This window comes from Yoonia sp., assembly GCF_017854415.1.
GTDB lineage: Bacteria > Pseudomonadota > Alphaproteobacteria > Rhodobacterales > Rhodobacteraceae > Yoonia.
Map to the genome: position 1 here is coordinate 1 of NZ_JAFMHR010000181.1, position 4,483 is coordinate 4,483.

General features: G+C 56.0%; 1 protein-coding gene and 1 pseudogene. One reads left to right on the top strand and one right to left on the bottom strand.

Features of this window, described 5'->3' with window-relative positions:
- Nucleotides 1-542, top strand: a pseudogene (locus QZ197_RS14890) (hypothetical protein); the annotation flags it as partial.
- A 492-nt stretch (nt 543-1,034) separates the two neighbouring features.
- On the opposite strand, the gene QZ197_RS14895 reads toward QZ197_RS14890, so the two are convergent.
- Nucleotides 1,035-4,483: hydantoinase B/oxoprolinase family protein (locus QZ197_RS14895; protein WP_296432940.1), on the bottom strand; the 3,449-nt coding region annotated here is incomplete at its 5' end.

Consider the following 4,483-nt stretch of genomic DNA (forward strand, 5'->3'; position numbering starts at 1 on the left):
CCGTTGCCGTTCAGTGCGCGCATCGCGCCAAACGGCGGGGCCGTGACGCGACTTGCGCCAACGCTTCATACGCCAAAAAGCATCAAGTTGAGTTGGCGTATTTCATGGGCGGCCGTGCTGCGGAGAAGATTATGTGCGGTGAGATTTCGTCAGGCGCAGGCGCTGGCGAACAGAGCGACTTGGACAAAGCGACGGCCATGCCAATTGCGCAAGAACGGCAATGGGGGTTGGGTAAGTCAGGTCTCTGCTACGCACCCGTTGACAGCCATCAGCGCCACCTGCTGACAGCATCGCAGCAGCATACGGTGAATGAGCGGCTCAAAGCGGCGGAAGTGTTGGCCGTCCAGACATTGACCGAGAACCTATCTTTGCTTGGGCGCGTGACCGAAGCATTGTTGGAAAAACGGGAGTTGGACGAACGGCATATTGCCGTATACCAAGAAAAACCGAAAAACTCAAAAAAAACAGAATATTATTCTATCAAATTTGACGCAAGTGCCCAACATCGGAGTTTTTCAACAGAATACGCCAGTTGGGAATAACCTTTAAGGGGCCATATTGAAGACTTACAGCGCCACTTCTGCGTTTAGGTAACACCTGCAACCAAACCGAACTTACAGGCCTCTACGGACTTACTTTTGCCTTACCCACTTTAGGTTTTCTACCGCATCAGACAGCACGTCAAACGATACACCCCCAGAATACAGGCCATAAGACATCGTGTTCAGGTCATGCCCTAGCAGCCGCGCTGTGACGTTTTCAGGCACCCTGCCCCGCTACCACCATATAGAACCCAAATGGAACCTAGTTTGGAACCTAGTCATAACCCTAGTAAGTTTGTAAGTGTTTGATATTGCTAATTCATTATAAGATTTGTAGAGTCCCTGTCTCTCCGCCAAAATGCCGGCGCAAGCATTTGATAATTCATGGCATATTGGCTTTAATTGTGCATCGCAGACGTACGCCCACAATGCTACTTTCGCCCCACTCTGAGCACAGAGCACCATGACTCTGTGCCCGCGAATGGGTCTAACCTAGCGCTTTATGCCGTAGCCACCGCCCCCGGGGGATTTTAGGATGAAGATGTCGCCGGGCAAAAGCTCTGCTTCATCATTGCCTTTCAGGTTCTCGACCCGCCCATCGGCCCGCTGGACGCTATTGTGGCCCTGCAAGCCGGGGTCACCGCCTGCTGCGCCATGTGGCGGCACAATGCGGTGCGATGACAGGACCGTCACAGTCGTGGGTTCCAAGAACCGCAATCTTCTGACAATACCATTTCCGCCAACAAATGCGCCCTGCCCGCCCGATCCTTGCCGAATTGAGAATTCCTCAACCAGAACCGGAAATCGCGTTTCAAGGACTTCGGGGTCTGTCATGCGTGTATTGGTCATGTGGCTATGCACGGCGCTTGTCCCGTCAAAACCGTCACCCGCACCCGTCCCCCCGCAAATGGTTTCATAGTTCTGATAGTCATTGTTGCCATAAACAAAGTTGTTCATTGTACCTTGGCTGCCTGCAATCACGCCTAGCGCGCCGTAAAGTGTATCTGCAATTGCTTGGCTGACTTCGGTATTGCCTGAAATCACCGCCGCAGGGGCTTGCGGGTTAATCATGCTACCTTCGGGGACAATCAGGTCGAGCGGTTTCAGGCAGCCTTCGTTCATTGGAATGTCACTGCCTACAAGTGTGCGGAAAACGTACAAAACGACAGCGCGGCAAATCGCAAGCGGCGCGTTGTAGTTGAATTCGTTTTGCGGCGACGTGCCTGTGAAATCGATCGTCGCCTGACGGTTGGCTTTATCAACGGTAATCGCGACCTTGATCTGGTCACCGCTATCGAGCGGATAGGTAAAGCTGCAATCATGCAGCACATCCAGCACGCGGCGCACGCTTTCTTCGGCGTTGTCTTGGACGTGGGTCATGTAGGCGTGCACGGTTTCTAACCCGAACTGACGCGTGATCTTTTGCAGCTCGGTCGCGCCTGTCGCGTTGGCAGCGATTTGCGCAGACAGGTCAGCCATGTTCTGGTCGATGCTGCGGCACGGGTACTTGCCGGACGCGAGCAATTCGCGCGTTGCGGCATCGCGCAGTTGCCCTTGGGCGACCAGTTGGAAATTATCGATCAGCACGCCTTCTTCTTCGATGACGCGGCTGTCTGGTGGGGCAGAACCGGGGGTTTTGCCGCCGATATCAGCATGGTGCCCACGGCTGGCGACGGTGTAGATGATCCGCTTGCCTGCTTCATCAAAAACGGGCGTGATGACTGTCACGTCAGGCAAATGCGTGCCGCCATTGAACGGGTTGTTCATCATGAACACGTCACCGGGCCGGATTTTGCCTTTGTTCTGGCGCAGGATCACCCGCACGCTTTCGGACATAGAGCCTAAATGCACAGGCACGTGCGGCGCATTCGCCACAAGATCGCCGGCCTCGTCAAAGATCGCACACGAAAAATCATAGCGTTCTTTGATGTTCACCGAATAGGCAGTGTTGGCTAAAGTTGCGCCCATCTGGTCGGCAATGGACATGAACAGGTTATTGAACACTTCAAGCATCACAGGATCGACCTTGGTGCCAATCGCCTCTTGGCGGGCCAAGGGTGTGGTACGGCGCAAGATCAGGTTGCCGCCGCTGACGCATTCCGCTTGCCAGTCTTGCTCAAGGACGTTGGTGCCCGTGGGTTCGGTCAAGATTGCCGGACCTTCCACAATATCGCCTATGGCCATGGTTGTGCGGTCCACAACCGGCACGTCGTGCAAGGCACCCGTCGACCACATCTTGCTGGTGCGCGGTGAGACTGATCCGCCGGCCGTGTCCGGCAGAATGACGTTTTCGCCTGTGGCGCCAATTGCTTCGGCGGTCAACACGTCGATTAACAGGGTTGCACCTTCAGGGACAAATCCGAAACGTTGCTGGTGGGCTGTTTCAAACGCCACTGTCATGTCAGCAGGTGAACCAAACGGTACCTCGAGCGTTTGTTGGGCGCCATCAGGGCGGATGTGCGCCATCTTGACGACCGTAATCTGGGCGTCAGGAATACCTTGGCCCAAAACCTCGGCTTTGGCAGCATCAGCTAGTTCTGCAAGCGTTGTTCGGGCGTGTGCGATCTCGCTGAAACCTTGGCCGAACTGATGCTCGCGCATGGCCCGCACATCGGCTAGGCCCATGCCAAACGCTGATAAAACGCCCGCAAAAGGATGGATAAAGACGCTTTCCATACCCAGTGCATCGGCAACCAGACAGGCGTGTTGGCCGCCTGCCCCGCCAAAGCAGTTCATCGTGTATTTGGTTACGTCATAGCCGCGCTGCACGCTGATCTTTTTGATCGCATTGGCCATGTTTTCGACGGCAATGCGCAAGAAGCCTTCGGCTATTTCTTGGACTGTGCGGTCACCGCCAATCTCTTGGGCCATCACGTCAAATTTGGCGCGGACCGCATCCACATCAAGCGGTTCATCTGCGTTCGGGCCAAAGACAGGTGGGAACAAATCAGGCTGCAATTTGCCCAAAAGTACGTTGCAGTCAGTCACGGTCAGTGGACCGCCGCGCCGATACGCGGCTGGACCGGGGTTCGCACCGGCGCTTTCGGGGCCGACCTGCATGCGCCCGTCACGGTACGACAAGATCGATCCGCCACCCGCTGCGACCGTATGGATCGACATCATGGGCGCGCGCATCCGTACACCTGCGACCTCTGTCTCAAAGCTGCGCTCGAACTCGCCCGCATAGTGACAGACGTCCGTGGAGGTGCCGCCCATATCAAAGCCGATGAGTTTTTCATAACCAAGCTCTGCCGCCGTGCGCACCATGCCAACAACGCCGCCCGCTGGTCCTGACAAGATCGCGTCGCGCCCTTCGAAAAGCGCCGCGTCGGTTAAACCACCGTTGGAGCGCATGAACATCAACCGATCGCAGCCGCCTTGGGACGTGCCTAATGCATTGGCAACCTGACTGACGTAGCGGCGCAGGATCGGCGACAGATACGCATCGACGACGGCTGTATCGCCGCGCGACACAAGTTTTATCAGCGGGCTGGCTTCATGGCTCAGCGAGACTTGGGAAAAGCCGATGTCTTTGGCGATCTGACCCAAGCTTTGTTCGTGCTGGGGGAAACGGTAGCTGTGCATCAGCGCAATCGCGACAGAGCGGTAGCCGTCTTTGTGGGCTTGCATCAACGCATCGCGCGCAGGATCGGCGTTCAGCGGAGAAAGCACCGTGCCATCAGCGCCGATCCGTTCATCAATCTCGATCACGTCATCATAAAGCAACTCGGGCAGTTGGATATTCAAATCAAACAGCCGAGGACGATTCTGGTATCCGATCCGCAGCAAATCGCGCATGCCTTTGGTGATCAACAGCAACGTCCGTTCGCCCTTACGTTCGAGCAAGGCGTTGGTGGCGACAGTTGTCCCCATCTTGACGGCATTGATCTTGCCCGGCGGGATCGCGTCATTCGGACCAAGCCCCAGCAATTCGCGGATCC